Source organism: Cohnella sp. AR92 (genome assembly GCF_003990975.1).
In the GTDB taxonomy this organism is placed as follows: Bacteria; Bacillota; Bacilli; order Paenibacillales; family Paenibacillaceae; genus Cohnella.
In genome coordinates this window covers 110,305-127,176 of the sequence record NZ_RZJR01000014.1, presented here as the reverse complement: position 1 = coordinate 127,176, position 16,872 = coordinate 110,305, and the positions used below count along the sequence as shown (strand labels likewise).

The 16,872-nt window shown below is 45.1% G+C and carries 19 protein-coding genes; 15 read left to right on the top strand and 4 right to left on the bottom strand.

Translation table 11 applies throughout. The features are described from left to right. The 4 genes from ELR57_RS28390 to ELR57_RS22355 all read left to right on the top strand — a co-directional run. The coding region (locus ELR57_RS28390; RefSeq protein WP_238162648.1) for a hypothetical protein at nucleotides 1-709 on the top strand (709 nt) is incomplete at its 5' end. A gap of 16 nt (nucleotides 710-725) precedes the next feature. Then, the gene (locus ELR57_RS22365) at nucleotides 726-1,634 is read left to right on the top strand and encodes a hypothetical protein (RefSeq protein WP_126961314.1); all 909 of its coding nucleotides are present in this window, start codon (nucleotides 726-728) and stop codon (nucleotides 1,632-1,634) included. Between the two features lie 193 nt (nucleotides 1,635-1,827). Beyond that, on the top strand, nucleotides 1,828-2,916 hold the full coding sequence (locus tag ELR57_RS22360) for a GGDEF domain-containing protein (protein WP_158630135.1): 1,089 nt from the start codon (nucleotides 1,828-1,830) through the stop codon (nucleotides 2,914-2,916). Nucleotides 2,917-3,057: 141 nt separating this feature from the next. Beyond that, entirely contained in the window at nucleotides 3,058-4,017 is a 960-nt protein-coding gene (locus tag ELR57_RS22355) for a MerR family transcriptional regulator (RefSeq protein ID WP_126961312.1), read from the top strand. 13 nt (nucleotides 4,018-4,030) lie between these two features. Here ELR57_RS22355 and ELR57_RS22350 read toward each other — a convergent pair whose 3' ends face one another. Genes ELR57_RS22350 through ELR57_RS22335 form a run of 4 tightly spaced genes read right to left on the bottom strand, consistent with a single transcriptional unit; the run spans nucleotide 4,031 to nucleotide 5,796 of the window. Beyond that, the gene (locus ELR57_RS22350) at nucleotides 4,031-4,624 is read right to left on the bottom strand and encodes a hypothetical protein (protein ID WP_126961311.1); all 594 of its coding nucleotides are present in this window, start codon (nucleotides 4,622-4,624) and stop codon (nucleotides 4,031-4,033) included. 37 nt (nucleotides 4,625-4,661) lie between these two features. Then, nucleotides 4,662-5,027, bottom strand: a complete 366-nt coding sequence (locus tag ELR57_RS22345; RefSeq protein ID WP_126961310.1) for a hypothetical protein — start codon at nucleotides 5,025-5,027, stop codon at nucleotides 4,662-4,664. A gap of 12 nt (nucleotides 5,028-5,039) precedes the next feature. Next, entirely contained in the window at nucleotides 5,040-5,438 is a 399-nt protein-coding gene (locus ELR57_RS22340) for a PadR family transcriptional regulator (RefSeq protein ID WP_126961309.1), read from the bottom strand. 19 nt (nucleotides 5,439-5,457) lie between these two features. After that, nucleotides 5,458-5,796: a hypothetical protein gene (locus ELR57_RS22335; protein WP_126961308.1), complete on the bottom strand. Its 339-nt coding sequence runs from the start codon at nucleotides 5,794-5,796 to the stop codon at nucleotides 5,458-5,460. A 994-nt stretch (nucleotides 5,797-6,790) separates the two neighbouring features. Between ELR57_RS22335 and ELR57_RS22330 the strand changes: the two genes are divergently transcribed. The 11 genes from ELR57_RS22330 to ELR57_RS22280 all read left to right on the top strand — a co-directional run bounded on the left by ELR57_RS22330 (nucleotide 6,791) and on the right by ELR57_RS22280 (nucleotide 16,436). Beyond that, on the top strand, nucleotides 6,791-7,282 hold the full coding sequence (locus tag ELR57_RS22330) for a hypothetical protein (protein ID WP_126961307.1): 492 nt from the start codon (nucleotides 6,791-6,793) through the stop codon (nucleotides 7,280-7,282). Beyond that, the gene (locus tag ELR57_RS22325; RefSeq protein ID WP_126961306.1) at nucleotides 7,263-7,844 is read left to right on the top strand and encodes a hypothetical protein; all 582 of its coding nucleotides are present in this window, start codon (nucleotides 7,263-7,265) and stop codon (nucleotides 7,842-7,844) included. The genes ELR57_RS22330 and ELR57_RS22325 overlap by 20 nt, the downstream gene beginning before the upstream one ends. A gap of 208 nt (nucleotides 7,845-8,052) precedes the next feature. Then, the gene (locus ELR57_RS22320) at nucleotides 8,053-8,694 is read left to right on the top strand and encodes an HD-GYP domain-containing protein (RefSeq protein ID WP_158630134.1); all 642 of its coding nucleotides are present in this window, start codon (nucleotides 8,053-8,055) and stop codon (nucleotides 8,692-8,694) included. Next, complete coding sequence (locus ELR57_RS28685) at nucleotides 8,652-8,906, top strand: aspartyl-phosphate phosphatase Spo0E family protein (RefSeq protein ID WP_126961304.1); 255 nt, start codon at nucleotides 8,652-8,654, stop codon at nucleotides 8,904-8,906. The genes ELR57_RS22320 and ELR57_RS28685 overlap by 43 nt, the downstream gene beginning before the upstream one ends. A gap of 17 nt (nucleotides 8,907-8,923) precedes the next feature. Beyond that, nucleotides 8,924-10,159 (top strand): hypothetical protein, encoded by a 1,236-nt coding sequence (locus ELR57_RS22310; RefSeq protein WP_126961303.1) that lies wholly within the window; start codon nucleotides 8,924-8,926, stop codon nucleotides 10,157-10,159. A gap of 579 nt (nucleotides 10,160-10,738) precedes the next feature. Next, on the top strand, nucleotides 10,739-12,088 hold the full coding sequence (locus ELR57_RS22305) for a hypothetical protein (RefSeq protein WP_126961302.1): 1,350 nt from the start codon (nucleotides 10,739-10,741) through the stop codon (nucleotides 12,086-12,088). A 764-nt stretch (nucleotides 12,089-12,852) separates the two neighbouring features. Continuing rightward, a complete protein-coding gene (locus ELR57_RS22300; RefSeq protein ID WP_126961301.1) occupies nucleotides 12,853-13,899 on the top strand; it encodes an RAD52 family DNA repair protein in 1,047 nt (348 codons plus the stop codon). Nucleotides 13,900-13,955: 56 nt separating this feature from the next. Continuing rightward, on the top strand, nucleotides 13,956-14,453 hold the full coding sequence (ssb, locus tag ELR57_RS22295; protein WP_126961300.1) for a single-stranded DNA-binding protein: 498 nt from the start codon (nucleotides 13,956-13,958) through the stop codon (nucleotides 14,451-14,453). 111 nt (nucleotides 14,454-14,564) lie between these two features. Continuing rightward, nucleotides 14,565-15,170 carry a hypothetical protein gene (locus ELR57_RS22290; protein WP_126961299.1) on the top strand — a complete coding sequence of 202 codons (606 nt, stop codon included), beginning with the start codon at nucleotides 14,565-14,567 and terminating at the stop codon, nucleotides 15,168-15,170. Nucleotides 15,171-15,309: 139 nt separating this feature from the next. Beyond that, nucleotides 15,310-15,723, top strand: coding sequence for a DUF1249 domain-containing protein (locus ELR57_RS22285; RefSeq protein WP_126961298.1), 414 nt, complete (start codon nucleotides 15,310-15,312; stop codon nucleotides 15,721-15,723). A 200-nt stretch (nucleotides 15,724-15,923) separates the two neighbouring features. Beyond that, nucleotides 15,924-16,436, top strand: a complete 513-nt coding sequence (locus ELR57_RS22280; RefSeq protein ID WP_126961297.1) for a 14-3-3 family protein — start codon at nucleotides 15,924-15,926, stop codon at nucleotides 16,434-16,436. The last annotated feature ends 436 nt before the right edge of the window (nucleotides 16,437-16,872 follow it).

Here is a 16,872-nt window from a genome sequence, read left to right as displayed (position 1 = left end):
TTTAKTTCCGGCCGGTCTCATTCTCGAGCACAGAAGAAAGCCAAGATATGAGCTTGCTAGATTCCTTCATCTGGATCCAACAGATCCTACGGATCGAAAGAAGCGTTATACCGAAATCTATATGACTGCAGGTGGAGCAGGCTTTCGAACGGGCAACTTGGAGCTCTTAGAAACAAGGAAAGTCACTCGGAGAGTCTATCGACATTCCATTCGTGCTAGAGACTTTCCTCATCCGTTCAAAGGACCTTACGGAGCTGATGATAGGTGCGATGATGACAAGATAGGGGGTTGCCCACTTGTTCATGAGAAAGAAACAGATCCACACAATGGCTGCACGAAATGCCGCAACATTGAAAAGACATGGAGAATGTGGGAGTGGCTCGCGAATCATGTTGGAGATGCAGCCATGCAGAGTCCCGAATTTGTAAAGAATTTTCCGACGGAGCATCCGGATAAATATCTTGAATTCAGATCGTTATTCTGTCCTGGTTCAAATGTTGATGAGATAACTTCGAATCTCCGATATGCACGGATGTATGGATCTTACGCGGATGAAAAACATCCAATTACGGGTGGCAGCACTGGCTTAACAGATGGCAGACATCGCTTATTATTGGCGCAGATCCTGGATCTTACCATCTTTAAACACATAAGCACAAGCGAGCGAATGAATGTAGAGCTTGTCCGAGAATCAATTCACAATGATTAAGAAGGGTGGGCCGGCCATGATTCTTTCGGTTGAAGAGCGAGACGAGCTGCTAAGCAAAATGAGCGAGAATCAGCGGGAATATCTAACTTCACAATTGGTTCGTGGCCGGCGAACGATATTCGCAAACGCCATGGCCACCCAGAAGGGCTTCCACATTCCTTCAGAAGCAGATCCGGAGGAGATTGAGTCTCTTCTAAGTGAATGGGTCTATACCGGCTATATAGACGCTGGTAAAGTGTCCGCGGATCTTCGTTGCGAGTGTGGCCGGCCGCTGCGCTACCAACATCACGTCGAACATAAGACTACTGGAGAAGTGAAGAAATTCGGCATTGAGCACTTAAAGGAGCATTTATCCATCGACGCTATTACGGTCGCGGCCATTAAGAAGGGATTCGATGCCGTAGACTATGAACTGGACGAGCTCCTCTTGAAGTATAACAACGGCTGGGAGCTGGACCCGCAGCTCATCCAAGGAGAGGATCTTCCGAAGGATGTTTCCGAGCAACTCAAACGTGGGCTGCCACTCCTGGAGAGTCAGATCCGGCGCCTGCGTCAGCGGCGTAGCGCCGCTTCTGCACCACCAAGTCCACCACAGATCGTTTCTGCGCCGCCAACGGCGCCGGAGCCGGCTGCAGACATTGATTTATTCACCTGGAATAAGCCACTCAAGAGCGATCGTCCCGCTCCAATATTTGAGCTCCCACATTACCTACAAGGACCGACAAAACAGCTCCTAGAAAGCGGTGTCCAAAGCGCGCGTATCATAAGCGAGCTTCTCATATCGGAGCACCAGGCGCCGGATATCCGCTTCCTAACAGGCAAGCCTCATATTTTCTTACCTGTCTGCCACTACATAGAGTCTATACCGCACGTGGAGCTCAAAGAAAAAAGTCACGAAGACCGTCGCTACATCATAAATAACTAACCTGGTTAAAGAAGAGAAGATGTGCAGAAAAGGAAGGATTGCGAATTACATAATTTCTCAACTATAATATAAATACAATATTCGCCTAGGAGAAAGACTCAAGGCACGCCACTCGTGGTGTGCTCTTTTCTTTTTTATGGTCTCTTTTAATACACCACAAGGAAAAACAAACTATGGAAGTCAGGTGATTGAAATGAATTTTTTTGACATCTTTATTGGCTTACAAGGCGCCATCATATCATCGCTAATATTACTGCCGGTGCTTCTATTGATGTTACTAATATCGATTAAGCTCTTCAGGCAAAGACGCAAGAAATCGTATTTGACGCTATCTATCTCTCTGCTGCTTACATTGCTCGATCATCTCGCTTCCATTTGGTTATCTTCCATTACCATAACCAACGTCTGGATCGATCGAGGAATAACGGTAGTAGGCGAATGCGCCTTTATCCTTCTGTTGTTGGGGTTTTATCAACTTTACCACCTTACATCCGTTAAAGTGCAGGGATTGTTCTATGGGCTATGTTTGGCAGCCGGTGGATTATCCTTACTTAATAGTTGGTTTCAAATGGCTTATATGGCGGTAATTATGTTGGCATCTTTGATCCTATTGGGTAGTCGGGTTGGTAATGATCATAAATTCCGCTGGGCGATCTTTACCTTTTTACTTACAGATGGGGTAAAAGTGTGGATGGAGTGGAAGGAGCAGCCTGAGCACTGGCCATTATTCGCTGTTAAAGTGCTGCCTGTATTATCTTACTCGATCCTCTTCTTCATACTGTTGGAGCGGGTTATAGAGGTTATGCAGAAGTCTCATTTATCATCGATAACAGATGCTTTAACTGGCATCTTTAACCGCCGGCACTTTTACGAGAATGTACAAAGGGCTGTGAATGCAGGGCGCCCAGTAACTGTAATCTTCAGCGATATTGATAATTTCAAGCGTTTAAATGATACTAGAGGACATAAAGCTGGCGATGATGTGTTAAAACAAGTTGCAAATATTCTAAAGGAAGAATTAGATGGCATCGGTATGGCCGGAAGATATGGCGGAGAAGAACTAGTGGGACTTGTTCGGAATGAGGCAGTTGATTTGAAGCAGCTAACAGAAAGAATCCGTTTCCGGATTGAAAAAGAGACTGATCCAGGCGTAACAGCAAGTATTGGATACAGTACAAGGGAAGAAGGAGTATCCCATGAAGAGCTGATTAAGCAGGCCGATCAAGCGATGTATCAAGCAAAAACAACCGGTAAAAACAAAGTCGTTAGGTATGCAAAATAATACACGAAGTAAGGTATAATTAGCTGGAATATCGTGGGTAATCTATATAGTCATGTCACATATGATATGTTATTCTTGATTCTACAGTACTAGTTATCTCCAAAAATTCCCCTAATATAGTGCGGAAGAACGAGGGCCTAAATGTCAAACTATATATCTCAAAAAGAAATGGCTAATCAATTGAATAAGTCTGTAAATACGATACGCCATTGGGTTGAGAAAGGGCTCATTACACCTGTGAATCCGGACACTTACAGGAGTGATGGAGGCTATCGTTTTACAGATGAAGAGTATCAAAAATTAAAGAAGAAGTGGTTTGATCAAGACACCTTGTTTGTAGTAGATGCAGCGAAACTAATTGGGGTTTCTAAACAATATTTAGGCGTGCTTGCAAAATCAGATCAAATTCCAAGCCAGATGATTATGTACGGGAGTCAACTCCGAAGGGTTTTTAAAAGATCCGATTGTCTGGCTCTAAAAGAATCTTTAGACAATAGCTCAAGTAGCCCATTATCTAGAGACAGTGGAAGAGAACTTAACTTATATAAAAACAATTTAAGGCTGTTTGATAGTTTTACCTTGCATAATCAAAAAGTTGTCGTACTATCTGTCGATCCTATTCGATTGATGGATCAAAATATGAATATCATAGAGCCGAGTGGGTATTTGCCTACTTCGAAACCTTGTTTAGATTTACCCTATGAGCGAAAAACTGGACGCATTCTGTTTAACTTCCCTAGGGAATCTGATGTAAATTCTAAAATATATAGTCTTTTAACAACTATGATCGAATTCATGGGCACAAAAAATATTCGTGTTTTTGAACGTGAGAATCACTATTTTGTTACTTGTAGAATTGGACGGTTTAAAGGTAGTAATTCTGACTATAAGCTATTAGAGCAGTATCTAGTTGAAGGTAACATCCATTTTAATGGTGAGTACATTGAGCTGGAAGGAAGCCTCGTAGCAAAGAGAACAAATTACACCAAGGCTATATATGAGCGAATAACTGAATTAACTCATCAAACCGGAAATACGTTTGATCAGACAGTAAACTTATTATTAGCGAAAGCGTTAGAAAAAGAGCCTCTCGAGGATTAACCTCGAAGGCTCTTTAGTTTTTATTCTTCAGATAAAACTTAGGGACATGTGCTCTGCAAAAGTCGATTTTTAACTTTGGGATGGTTTTTAGATAATCGATATCTTCAACTGTTAGCTGCTGACGGCAATTAGAGCAATTCCGAGTGGAAGAGGAAGGGACGGCAGCTCCTGTAGCCTTAGTCGATTGCGTATTTGCCTTCTCTGCCTGCAGAAGCGTAATGCCTGGATTCGTGGCCCAGTCACGATTGCCTGTCTCGGCTAGATTTATCCAGCCAACTTGCCAATCATCGATCGCGGTTACTAATGCTCCATTAACGGCCAGATCGATCGCTGTTGTGAGTGCTTTGTCATCCGCTCCTGGTTTAATTTTCTCGACCTTATAGCCGTCCCGATGGTAGTCACCAATCTTCACCCGAACGATTGCACATACATATCCCGCTTCCGGGCGGATATCCAAGCGAAGGATCTCTTTGCTCCATTCACTCTCTGTAGCGGCTTCCAGACGGTCTATATACACCTGATTAGGGATGAAGCGGTTATTTACTACGGTTCCATTAGGGAAGCGTTCTTTGAGGTCTTTAACCACCTCAGAATATGGTTTCGTCATAAGTTCACCTGCTTGATTAGGGGGAATGGACGAGCGATCAGGCTGCATAGAACTCCGACAGCATTCTGAAGAAGAACTCATTGTCTGCAAACACAATTTCTTCATTAAACGCGTTTATCGTTGAAGCATAGGTATTGACGATCCCAGCTGTTCGGACCTCGACAGAAGTTTGGAACAGGAGGCAGTTATACAGATCGGCGTCTGTTTTTATTTCCGTACGCTCAACCTGGATCCCGCTCCGGATATAAAAAGCTCCATCAACATAGAGGCAATCCTCGTCGAACTGATTCACGATAATCCCATGATCGGAACAATCACCCATGTTAATCGTTACGGGAGTGCGGAAGAGGGAGCAACGGAATAATTCTGCATCGGTAACTACTGTTTTTCCATCATAAGTCATCGAAAGAACTCCTCACTTTAGCGGCATTTTGGCATACTTCTTCATGTATGTCTCGAAGGCATTATAAGTCCTCATCGCAATTTCCACTTTACCAGGTACTTCTTGCATGAGCTTTTTCAGGTAGTCCACACCATCCTCGGTGATGCTCAGGAAGTGTCGGGAACGGTGTTCCGGGTCTATTCCAACGTGTTCAACCTTTCCTGTTTCAATGAGCTTGCTAGTCCGTTGGGAAAGGTACCCTTTATTGACTCCAACGCGGTCCAGGACTTCAATTATGCGCTGCTCAAGGTTTTGCTGAAAGGTAGGACCATGCGTCATCAGCTCTGCGAGGACGATATATTCAAGAATCTCGGACACCTTCACGATATTCCCAAGAGTCTCATCTTTATCAACTAGCTTTTTAGGGTTCATATAACCCAAACACTCCTTTTCAACTTCCTTTACGTTTCTCAATAAATACTTGTCTGATGTAATCGGCAGCATCGTAGAACCCCAATTTAACCGCGACATCATATAAGTCGATCATCTGATCCGAAGTGGAATCCTGTCTTTGTGGGCAATCGTGTATTTTTTTCATTTCCTGCTTCCAAGCTTCTATTCGAGGTTCCTCCGGCACGATAAGTTCCGGATCCAGGGTAGAACTATCACGCTGCTGATACCAACTACTTAGGATTTTTTCATTCAATTCCTTCTGGCATTCCGGGCACTTGCTCATGCCGGTATCGTTTAAATAGGACTGACCGTGCTTTCCGCAATATGAGACTTCCATAACGAGTTCTCCTTATGCTCTGAGTCTTGACCGTTTCTTTGGCCAGAGATTTCTAGGGAAGTGGAGATGGGCTAATCTGTCATGGCGCCTCCTCGCAATAGGGATGAATAGCTGAGCATGTACTAATTATTACCAGTATATCACGACGACCACTTACTCGCAAACTGTTTGTTAACAAACTACGCTCCGCCGCAGCACGCTACTTCGCATTCTTCCGTTTCCTTCCCCTTTATACCAATTCTTCTACTCCGTATCCTAAGTCCGGATCTAGCTGCAGCGTTCAACTCTGATCCTTGATCCGGATCTAAACTTCGTACGGATCTAGACGAAGACATCAGTTCTGCTACTTAATCCGTACCCAGGTAGAAGGCAGTCAGGGGGCGAGAGGGACCGCCGCGCGCTGCGCGGAAAACAAGTTTAAAAGGGGAAGGGAAGTGCCAGAGATCGAAGTCGAAGTCAAGCCGAACATCGAGGTGGGAGCACATAAATTGCAGGGGTAGACAATGGAGCAAAGGAAGCGGGCAGCAAGACTACCCAGCAGCCGAACGGAAATAATCACATGAGCTGGAGCGGGAGAGAGGGGAAGGAGAGGCACGGCGGCGAAAGGAGCGAGAGCCGGGCGCCGAGTGTTTGTTTACAAACTGTTTGCGGGTATGCGAAACGTCAAAAAGCCCGGCTTGTGGCGCCCGGGCCGGCAGTTCCGATCGCGATTTATTTGTTCTTGGGCTTGCCCTTGGTGGCATGCAGACTGCTGATTTTCCTCATGATGCTGCCCAGCTGCGCCGCTTCTTTTGAAGTGAGTTGATTGTCCACGGGAGAGCACTCCTTCCGCCAGGATCTATAAGATTAGTATTGTCCGGAAGTGCTAGATTTAAACGGCAACCGCGTTCTACCCGCTTCCCTTTCGCATAAGCTTGTATTAATCAAGGCGTGGAATTATGGATTCGTGGAAGCATGGCAGAATGACCCTAGGAGATAAGGGAGGCACGCGGGGATGATCAGCGAGAAGGAGAGGGACAACCTAAACATCATATTCCAGTCCGAAGCGGGATCCGTCTCAAAGACTTCGATTCAAATGACTACGACGCCGACAGCGACTACGAGAGAAGCGAGTCCTAAGAAGGACAGGAAAGAGCGATCCGATAAGCTGAAGGACATCAAATTTCCGGTGACGCCGCGGCAGCGGGAGGAACTCCGCCGCAGAGCCCTAGCGCTTAAAGTGGCAGCCCGCAATGAGACGATCTCGAATACAAAAATCCTTATCGCTGCGCTTAATCAGCACCGGCTCTTTCCGGAGCAGTATCCGGAGCTCGTCTACGAGGACACCAAGCAATATATGCATGCCGAGCCGACGCTCGCCGTCTATGATCAGATCGTGGAGCTGTCCATGCAATGGAATGTCTCCATCCGGAAGGCGGCGCACCGGCTGATCATGAACTACATATTTAGAGGGGAGGTTTTATTCCGTGGAGGGGGTGAATCGTAGTCTAGGCATTGTCCGGCAGAAGTTATCCGAACTTCACGGTCACGGCAGCCATAAAGCCAGCTGGAGAAACCTATTCCTGAGTCCTAAAGTGGTAGAGGTCCGTGTTCGCGGCCGGGATGTTGACTTTCTGCGCGCGGAAGTCTTCCTGGCCGACTTGAACGTGCTAACACAAAATGAGTTCGCGGACGTTTTTACAACGGATGTTTTGATACGTCTGCTGTATGAAGACTTCTTGGTCCAGATCCGCGATGAATTTGTTCCAGATATGATCGCAAAGCGTCTCATCGAACAGAAGCGCCACTACTATCAGAAGAAGCCGGCTGGAGCGGGAGACTACCAGCGGCGCCTCCGGTGGATGGTGCTTTCTCTTCAGATGAAGCGGGAGCTGGCATTGCGCGGGGAAATCTTCCTGCATGACGTATCGGTTGCCTCGCCCGGCTTCGCGATGAGTTTGGACGAGCTCCTCTCCATTTTGTTTATGGACTTCATCGTCGAGATCCAAAAAGGGAAGCAGCGCGAGCTGATCCGGATGATCATCGATCGCCTGGATCAATTTGAATAACCGAATAGCTGGCAGCTCGCTCTTGAGATCGGCATGGGGCCCCGCAAGCGTCGGCGCCCGGAAATATGGAAATTCGAAGGGATAAAAACGTTCCTTTTATTTTCTTGCTGTATTATAATGAGATAAATTCACAATACATGAGCGGAAGACGCGAAATCACCCGGAAGGGTTGGTTTCGCGTCTTTTTTTTCATCCAAGGAGGTAAATGGTGGCTATTCTGGACGATTCTAAGCATTTGTTTATGCAGCTGAGTTCCCAACACAAGGACATGGAGTGGGAGAAAGGCAAAACGCTATTTCTTGCCCTTCAATACAGGTGCCAAGCAACAGCGGATCATTCGCTTGTCGTTGCTTTCGCAGCCTATCATCTCTGTTTGCGGATGGATCGCCCTCAATTGGCAGAACGAATGTTTTTAGCCGGCTTACTCCACGACATTGGCAAGCTCACGATGCCCGATGACATCTTAAAATCATCCCGCAAATTATCGGAGGAGGAGCGGCTCGGCCTGATTGAACATGTTCAAAAAGGCGTGGACGCACTAACGGAACTCCATTTTGGCGATGACATCATACACTTCTGCCAATCGCATCATGAGCGCCTCGATGGAAGCGGCTATCCGCAGGGTATCCCGGAAGAGAGCTTCATCGGAAGGATTGCGGCTATTTCTGATGTGTATTCGGCTATGAAGATGCCGCGGCTCTATCGGCTAAATACGATTGACGATGAAGGCATTCTGAATTACCTGTCGGACAACCCTCAGCAGTTTGATAATGACTTCCTGCAGCAACTGCGATCGTTCCTCGCGGAATGGAACGCATATTCTTCATTACCCAAGAAGGTGCCGGTGTGATGAGTCATTCTTCCAATTGCCAAAAGAGAGAGCTTGAAGATCAAATCGAACAAGCCAGGCATGAGCTACATGTGCTCGGACAGAATGCCGAGTATGCCTTCCAATCAAATGAGCTGCAGCTCAAATCCGATGAGCTTGATCAGTTGGTCATTCGCTATTACAATCTGCGAGCTTCTCTTACTAGACGAGCAGGCGAACAAAACATACAATAGAGAGGAGATGAGTGGAGGTGAAGGATCAGCCGATGAATAAGAAGCTGCAGAAAATCATTGAAAAGGAAGCCCCACTATTGCTGGAGCTTGAGCGAAACCTGAAGGAGATTGGCCAATCAGACTATCTCATCAAACAGTCAATTAAGGGCGAAATGGAAAATCGGACGAGTATGCTCATGAATCTTTATTCTGCTGATCTCAATAACGCCTTCGTGGTCTTGAAATCGGAAGAAACGAATTGGGAAAAGAAGATCCTGGACTGCCAGCGAAACAACGTGGAGCCGGACCCACTGGATCTAAAGCAGAAAGAGCTTATAACCATGCAGATTCGCATCATCGAAAATGCGCTTAATATGAAGAAGCAATACCATAAGAAGCCAAGCGGAGAGCATCCGATTGAGCGAGAGATGGTCAAATATCCTCTGATATCCGCTTCGTCGCCTAAGGAAACCAAGATGAAGCAGATGAGGAACAACAAAGGCGTCATCGTGCAGGAGCGCAATGGGTTCCGCAAATTGTACTATGAGAACGAACGTGGGACTTACCTCACCATGCACGACGAGAGAGTGCTAATTGGACTCTTCAGACTCTGGCTGACGCACGGCAAGCAGCAGACCATTTCCTTTGACTTCAAAGAACTCGCAGATGAAATGTTTATTGTTGAGCCGTCAGGCGGAGAGTACAATGCAATCCTTAACTCGCTTAAGAATTTGTACTCAACGTCGATCGTTATGGAAGAGTACATGGATCCGTCGAGCAATGAGAGCATAAGCCGTGAATATCACCGGCCAATCCATACCTTAAAGCTTATTGGCAAGCCGAATAAAGAACGTGCGGCGACGGTCACTTTCCATGATTACGTGCAAAGCAGCATGGCCGGCGGCAATTTTATCATGATCAACATGCTTCTGTATAACGACTTGAAAAACGATACGACGAAGGTTCTCTATCCGTTTATCCTCTCGGAGCTGAGCAAGAACCAAGATCTTTATATGCTGGATATGAACCTGATGGTGGAGCAATTTAATATCAGCCCAGATAATGAATCCCGATCTCGTTCTCTGATCATGAATGCGATGGAAGAGCTCGAGGGAACAGCTGAACTGATCCTAGAGCCTACCAGCAAGAAATTAGCAGGTCGCTACTATGTTTCATTTAAACCGCATCCGGAGTACCGAGCGAGAGGAAAGCTAGAAGCACCTGAGTTGATTGATATTAAACCAGAACAACTGAGTCTACCTATGAGTGAGTGAAACATTCTAAAAATGTTTCACTTTTTTTTATACTTCATACTCCGGAAAATACTTTCTACTCCGGAATTTTATACTTTGTACTCCGAAAAATACTTCGTGCTCCAGCATAAAATACTTCATACTCCGGAAAATACCTTGTACTCCGAAATAATATACTTCATACTCCGGAATATACTTTCTACTCCGAAAAATACTTTGTACTCCGGAAATTCCATACTTCATACTCCGAAAAATACTTCATACTCCGGTTTTCGCATACTTTCTACTCCAATTGCCTAATATTTCTTCTCATGGTATTGTCGAAACAGTAAGAAAGAAGTCATCTTTCTTAACAAAGCAAAAAGCCCCCATGTCACTGGGAGCTTAGCTGATCGAGTGTACCACCACTCGAAGCAAGGATTCTATATCGAGATCCGCGGTCCCCACCAGGAATCTCATGCAAACGCCTCAAATTCCGAAAAAACGGAGCATTTGAAGGCCTGCTTTCATATTGTCCAATGGACTTATTATAGCTCCATTTCCCGTATATATCAATTTATTGTTTGCTGAAATTAGGTCAAAAGGAGGTGCCCGAACCGGATGGCGAAGGAAAAGATTGTGTCAGGACCAAATGCTTTTCGACTCTTATCGTTAAACAACAAATCTAATGGCCCGACCTATCCGGTTTCGGTAGATTATACCTTCCTAACCGACTTATTCAACCTAGAAAGATCATATGCAAGTGATAGTGTCGTTATGTTCCGGCGCCAAAGCCATCCCCTGCGAAAGTTCCACGTAACCGGCATGTCGATCCGACTCATGATGACCATCTTCCGCCGCTTCAATACGGAGGGAGCACTAGTAGGGGTCCCAATCCACCGTTTGTACTGCCTCATGAATGAGGAATACGAAGAGGGCGGCTCCAAAGAGCAATTCTATGCGGAGATTCGGAAATTTATTGAGCTCGGCCTGCTGTCGGTTTCCCGCGACGGAATCGTGAACGAGTGGAAGCTAGAGTCCTTTAAACGTAAGACAAGCCGCTTTATTCTCTTTAACCCGCTTGTCTTCTCGAAAGGCTTCACTGATCTGGAGGTTGCAGCGCAAAAGCTCTATATGTACATCGTCTCCCGGAACGGAGATAAGGTGAAGGCTGAATTCAAAGAATTCATCGAATCAAACTCCTGGATCTATACCCTAACTCATAAGTCACGGCCATCTCAAGTTCGGCAACTACTCGAATCGCTTAAATCCTTAGAGCCGGTTGAGGGCCAACCGCTCTTGCTTGAAGGAAGCGTGGAGAAGGATCTGCTCGGCAGATGGTCGGTTCGTTGTGTCCTTAATCCGGTCTACCTGGTCAAGCACATCGAGGGCGCTCATTACCGCATGGTGCCACAAGCAAAGATTCCGTATTCCAAAACAGTTGCTCGTCTTCGCTTGCTGCTCGAGCACTTCAGGATTGGCGAGGTTCAATTCCTCGATAACGGAAGGTTTTTCCTAAAGCTCGCGCAGCTGCTCCACAATGCAAGCTTTAAGACAATCCGATTCGTCGTTGCCCGAATTAAAGAGATGCTGCAGCGAAATGGTTATGACCAGCATATGCTTCAAGCTATTCAATCGGAGTTACAAAATCAAACCTTTGTTCGTTTTGTCGAGATCATGAAGGACACTGGCGTATATGCTTATCTGGGAATGGGCGATGGGGCATTCGATAATGCGAGACCTCTTCAGTTCTTCCGATCCGCTAATCAACACTTCACGATAAAGACCTTTAAACGGACCTGTATCCGGGCGTTCCCGCTTCTGCGGCAACGATTCGGTGAAGCGCTTCGAAGTGAGATCATCAACATGATTCAGCCAAGCCGGCCAGGAATGACCGTAGAATATGAAACCTTCTTCCTGGAGGACTTCCTAATCGATCTTGCTCAATCGAAAACGACTCGGACGGCATAACTCCCCGTAATAGGGAGTTATTCGTCGTGCGGTACTGCATTTTTTTCTCCTGGAATCACTTCAACGCAGGCTCCATTTTTCAATATATCCCCCTATAGACGAGAAGGCAGCTGTCAGCAAACCAATGCGCAGTTGCCTTTATCTGAAGATTGAATGTGATTTTTTCAGAAATTTGCGTTCAAAAGAGAATAATAGGGCTTCAGATTGATATATTTTCAGACGAAAGACGTTAATAGTAAGCCATTTCTGGGGATAGATATTGTTCAACTATTGGTTCAGTCGTTCACTTTTCTATCCGAGCGTTGAATTTCTAATTTATTATCAAACTCCTCATTCCTTCTAAATAAATATCCGATCGATGAGGCCTCGTCTAAAAAAATGATCACAAGCAGCTCAAGAACGCTTTCCCCTCAAAGCTTCGAAGGTTCCTTGACCTGATCTAAAAGGTTTTTCTTTTTATAAGGTACTAATCTTTAAAAGATAAATATATCTCCATCTATCTCCGCCAGATTGTTCACCTTACCAAATTATGCTATGATTCAGGTAGTTAATTTCTTATTGCTCTTTACTGAGCTTGTTTTCGAAGATAAAAGCCCTATGGGCGGTATGATTTTTTGGGATAGGTATGTTCTATTTCAAAGAGGATACTGCATCGTAGGGCTTTTTTTGATGCTTTTAAGCTGAGTCATGATGAATGTTTCTCATCATAGCTCGGCTTTTTTATATATATGCAGTTTTTACATCAATCATAGGAGGTAAGTGAAATGACTAACGACGCTGGAAGCATCTTCGAACAATTAAACGCTCCATTCCTTTATGAGGAGTATGCTGTTAATCATGATGGGTTTGTTTCTGTTAGTCCTCAAGCAACCGCGGATCGCCTCAACCAGGTTATCGGGCCGCTCAGATGGACATTCCAGATCATCGATCAAAATGTCGATATGGAGATGTTTTACGTTTCCATCTTCGGGAAGATTGCGATTCAAAATGATGATGGTGAATGGATTGAAAAGAGTCAATTCGGCGATGCCACGATGGTCATCAAAAGAGGGGAAAGAACACCAACTGCACAAGCGATCAACGATGCAAAGAAGAAGGCTGCATCCGATTGCATGAAAAAATGTGCGTCTTTGTTAAGTGTCGCCTCTGACGTTTATCGCGGTAGGCTAACTGCTCTCCGAAATGACTCTCGAGAGTATAGGGAAACGGCAAGTAGGCTGAATCTTGATACCAATTCAAAGCAATTTAAGAATGGAATCGTGATATTGCCTGATTCTTATAAGTCGATCTATGAAGGGAATAACTGGAAGGGTATTTTTCAATCCGACATCATTACAATGGCGACACTCATGGAGAAGTACATTTCCGGCAATGGATCTGAAGCTGGCTTCAACGCCTGGTTCAAAAGGCTAGATGAAAAGGGTGCCTCGCTTGCTCATATGGATTATGTTTTGCAGGATGCCCTAAACAAAAAAGGTGCTGGAAATCAGACGCCAAAGGATGTCCCTAGCTCTGACAGTAGGTTTGCCTCCATGGAGAACAGACAGAAAGAGGATCAGGCGCCGCTAAAGAACAAACAACCTGAAGGGCCCATAAGCGGGGTGTATCAGATGATCTCCGTTGAAGGAGAGGATGACCCATATTACAAGCTCGTCTTCAATTTCAATGGCACAACGAAGGAGATTATGGCTGTCGGTCCGCTAATGGAACGAATCGATGTGCTCAACCTTCAAGAAGGAAGTACCTACAGTCTTTGGACAAGGACTGCTAAAGGAAGAAATGTACTACGTGACATACGTAAGGCTGTTTAATTGATGAGACTCATAAGCCGTGACCGAATGGCACGCAGGGCAGAGGAGGATTTTCCATGTTGAACCGAGTAATTCTAATCGGGCGTTTGACCAAAGACCCTGAGCTTCGTTATACGCCGGCAGGCGTAGCCGTGGCGACATTCACGCTGGCTGTCGATCGTCCCTTCTCCTCCCGAGATAACGGAGGAGAGCGCGAACGCGAGGCGGACTTCATTCCCGTTGTGACATGGCGCCAATTGGCCGAAACTTGTGCGAATTACCTTCGGAAGGGCCGTCTGGCTGCCGTAGAAGGTCGCATTCAAGTGCGTAACTACGAGAACAACGAAGGACGCCGAGTCTATGTAACGGAAGTTATCGCCGATAATGTTCGTTTCCTCGAATCTCAGAATCGAGAGAGCACTGGACAAGGACCAAGCAGCAGCGGAGGCTCCGGCTATGGTTCTGGCGGTAGTGATAACCAAGGAAACGGTTCACGAAACAGTGGAAACGGCAAAGATCCATTCGCCGGGCATAGCAGACCGGTCGATATATCGGATGATGATTTGCCGTTCTGATTGGCTCATCTGAAATAGCTTTTCTTTATGATCCCTGCCGCGGGGATGGATTAACGACTCCCCGCGGTGAAAGGGGGCGTTGAGGAGGCAATTCAAACGACAAACCTAATCGTGCCAAGCTATGTGTTTCTTCTATACGACAAGGGTATGGTTCAGCATGTAACCGTCTACTCGGAGGCGGATGGGATTGCTAAGAAAGCAAGTCAATTAATCCGTGCGTATCTGAGCAAAAACGGTTATCAGGACAAGTTGGATAAGGTACCTCGGACTAATGATGGCTTTGCTCATATCTTTCGTTCGGTACCAGGAGACGAGCTGTCTGCGGTTACTTGGACCTTTTTCCTCGATGGGGATGTGTCATATGAAGAAATGGAAGCGGATCTGGAACAGGTGGTCTGGCATGAATGCCGGCAGCTTTGCGAGCAATTCGTTGCAGCAAATGAGAACCACTTTGTTTGTCCGCCAAGTGTCGAAGAGAACGCCGCTCATAATCCACTGCTGAAACATATGTGGAGGGAACTGGCAAGCATAGCGGTTGTCGACATGCTGTTCTCCGGCGAACACCATTTCTATTCCATCGTCGATGAAGAGGGATTAATGGTCTTACCGGGCCTCCGTATGGCTAATCTTATCGGCTATGTGATTTTGAAACAGCCCTATGGCATTGGCAATGGCTTTCGTTTGGAACCAAGGAGTGCTGCGGTTTCAATCGGCTAACTCAATTGAGGATCGAACAAATAAACAGGGGAATTGCCTAGGCAGACTGGCCGGCAATCCCTTTTTTTCATGCTCCCGGCCGCGGAGATAACATTTACCCTTCTGCGGTTAAATCGGAAGGGAACAAAGGAGAAATCTCATGACCACAATGAAGGCACCCAAAGTGACCAAATGCATTTATGAAAGAATATATGATAGGTTAAATCGCCTGACTGGGGGAATTAACGAATTTGTTGCTGAGCACCGTTCATTGAAGCTTCAATCGAAAGGTTTTATGGATTTAACAATAGAATCTTTCGGGTATAATGGGAAACTTGCATTGACCCACTACTATTTGCTGAACGGCGACCTGGTACCTGACCCGGATATGGAAATACTCGTTCATCCGGAGATGAAAATGGCAGAGGCGCTTACTTATCAGGATACGTTCGGTTTCAAGACCGTGTATCTTGACGACGATCGGAGACAATTTTATCCGTCGCGGAAAAAGGAATTAAACCAATTTCTCAACACATGGTTAAACAATCTGCAAAAACAAGGGTTTTATAAGTAATCGAATTAACTGAAACCCCCTTCCTAATGGAGAATGGAATTTCCATTCTCCAAGATAGGAAGGGGGTTTCGTTGTTATTTAGACTGACTGCGGCGTTAAGGTAACGGGCAGGATAGTCCAATAATTTTGTCGAATACATAGACGAATTTGAGAAATAGATATCTACGAAAGAACCATAGAATATTACTTGGAGGCTTGAAATGGAACCACTTATTGGATTGGTTGGAGTTATACTCGGATTCTCTTTAGGAGAAATTTCTCGAATAATTAGAGAAAGTAGAAGAAAGAGAAAACTGAAAAGTGTATTATTCTCTGAATTACAGTCTTTAATTTCTTTGATTAAACAAAAATCAGACCATATTCAATTAATAATAGATTCTTTGAGTAAGAAAGTTATTACTCCAGGTCAAACCGTGGGCATTTTAGAAATTGGTTATAAGAATAACATCACAGATCTGTATAATCACTTAACTGTTAAGGAAAGAAACTGTCTACATATAATTTACGAAAGACTGAGAATCACAAATAATGAGATTAATCAATTTGAAAGTAGTATCAAGTCAGACATTAAAGAAAAGGCTTTTGAGGACCCTTATAGAATCTATAGAGTTAGATTTGAAAAATTGAAAGAATCAAATGAATTAGTGTTGAAGTTAATTGATAGTATGCTATCCAAAAATCCAATCGATGTCATGGAAATAGATTTCAAGTGATTTTAATACACAATTTTCACATTTCGTCAGACCATTCGGCAAGATTCATAACGCTAACTGGGTACTTCATTCAATAGAACGGCGCATCTTTCGGGTCAAGGTTACCGGTGTTTCTAGCAAATATTTATCGTGTTTTAATAGTCGGATTCACATCCATATCTTCCACAGGTAATGGCCATATGGTAAAATTAATGTGCCCATGAAAAACCCCCGGTAATACAAACGGGGTGATATTTTGGAAGTAACTTCTATGTTTGACCGTTCTCCAGTCATGTTGGCTTTACGTCACTACAAAGTTGATGGTCCATTTTTTATCATCAAAATGAGACGTAACACAGGGGAGATCATTAACTGCCATCGGGTTGATGAATTGCCGTCTAACTGGCCGGCATCTTTCATCCAAGAGTGCAGGGAGACTGCAGATCGATTTTTTGCA

Coding starts and splice junctions, on each gene's coding strand:
- ELR57_RS22365 (WP_126961314.1), top strand. CDS start 726: ATGATTCTTTCGGTTGAAGAGCGAGACGAGCTGCTAAGCAAAATGAGC.
- ELR57_RS22360 (WP_158630135.1), top strand. CDS start 1,828: ATGAATTTTTTTGACATCTTTATTGGCTTACAAGGCGCCATCATATCA.
- ELR57_RS22355 (WP_126961312.1), top strand. CDS start 3,058: ATGTCAAACTATATATCTCAAAAAGAAATGGCTAATCAATTGAATAAG.
- ELR57_RS22350 (WP_126961311.1), bottom strand. CDS start 4,624: ATGACGAAACCATATTCTGAGGTGGTTAAAGACCTCAAAGAACGCTTC.
- ELR57_RS22345 (WP_126961310.1), bottom strand. CDS start 5,027: ATGACTTATGATGGAAAAACAGTAGTTACCGATGCAGAATTATTCCGT.
- ELR57_RS22340 (WP_126961309.1), bottom strand. CDS start 5,438: ATGAACCCTAAAAAGCTAGTTGATAAAGATGAGACTCTTGGGAATATC.
- ELR57_RS22335 (WP_126961308.1), bottom strand. CDS start 5,796: ATGGAAGTCTCATATTGCGGAAAGCACGGTCAGTCCTATTTAAACGAT.
- ELR57_RS22330 (WP_126961307.1), top strand. CDS start 6,791: ATGATCAGCGAGAAGGAGAGGGACAACCTAAACATCATATTCCAGTCC.
- ELR57_RS28685 (WP_126961304.1), top strand. CDS start 8,652: ATGGAACGCATATTCTTCATTACCCAAGAAGGTGCCGGTGTGATGAGT.
- ELR57_RS22305 (WP_126961302.1), top strand. CDS start 10,739: ATGGCGAAGGAAAAGATTGTGTCAGGACCAAATGCTTTTCGACTCTTA.
- ELR57_RS22300 (WP_126961301.1), top strand. CDS start 12,853: ATGACTAACGACGCTGGAAGCATCTTCGAACAATTAAACGCTCCATTC.
- ssb (WP_126961300.1), top strand. CDS start 13,956: ATGTTGAACCGAGTAATTCTAATCGGGCGTTTGACCAAAGACCCTGAG.
- ELR57_RS22285 (WP_126961298.1), top strand. CDS start 15,310: ATGACCACAATGAAGGCACCCAAAGTGACCAAATGCATTTATGAAAGA.
- ELR57_RS22280 (WP_126961297.1), top strand. CDS start 15,924: ATGGAACCACTTATTGGATTGGTTGGAGTTATACTCGGATTCTCTTTA.